We start from the raw sequence: 402 nt of genomic DNA, 5'->3' as shown, positions 1-402 counted from the left end.
GGTCTGGAAAGTCCGACGATACAGGGTGACAGTCCCGTAGTTGACGACGTGTGTTCAGTGAAATCGAGTAGGGCGGGACACGTGATATCCTGTCTGAATATGGGGGGACCATCCTCCAAGGCTAAATACTACTGACTGACCGATAGTGAACCAGTACCGTGAGGGAAAGGCGAAAAGAACCCCTGTGAGGGGAGTGAAATAGAACCTGAAACCGTGTACGTACAAGCAGTAGGAGCAGGCTTGTCCTGTGACTGCGTACCTTTTGTATAATGGGTCAGCGACTTATATTCAGTGGCAAGGTTAACCATCTAGGGGAGCCGTAGGGAAACCGAGTCTTAACTGGGCGTTCAGTCTCCGGATATAGACCCGCAACCAGGTGATCTAGCCATGGGCAGGTTGAAG

The 402-nt window shown here is 51.5% G+C and carries 1 rRNA gene; it reads left to right on the top strand.

The annotated features are described in order from the left end of the window. Nucleotides 1-402 (top strand): 23S ribosomal RNA (locus tag UF05_RS08540); the annotation flags it as partial.

The organism is Vibrio sp. S457-15 (genome assembly GCF_000960545.1).
Classification (GTDB): Bacteria; Pseudomonadota; Gammaproteobacteria; order Enterobacterales; family Vibrionaceae; genus Vibrio; species Vibrio parahaemolyticus.
This window is presented reverse-complemented; position numbering and strand designations above follow the sequence as displayed.